Origin of the sequence: Virgibacillus sp. 7505 (assembly GCF_002272135.1) — a bacterium.
Lineage (GTDB): Bacteria > Bacillota > Bacilli > Bacillales > Amphibacillaceae > Terribacillus.
The window spans coordinates 1-201 of the sequence record NZ_NPBF01000563.1; the positions used below are offsets into that span (position 1 = coordinate 1).

Here is a 201-nt window from a genome sequence, read left to right on the forward strand (position 1 = left end):
TAAGCGAAGTGGGGGGTAGTTCAATTTAGATAGAAAGGATGATGGTGTTGTCAACGATTTATCGCGCTTTAACGATCGCAGGAACCGATCCTACAGGAGGAGCTGGCATTCAAGCCGATCTCAAAACTTTTCAAGAACTAGAAGTGTATGGAATGAGTGTGATTACCTCTTTAGTGGCGCAAAATACGACAGGTGTACGGG

General features: G+C 44.8%; 1 protein-coding gene. It reads left to right on the forward strand.

Features of this window, described 5'->3' with window-relative positions; translation table 11 throughout:
- Positions 1 to 41: 41 nt before the first annotated feature.
- On the forward strand, positions 42 to 201 hold a 160-nt coding region (locus CHH91_RS20200), incomplete at its 3' end, for a bifunctional hydroxymethylpyrimidine kinase/phosphomethylpyrimidine kinase (protein WP_176465928.1).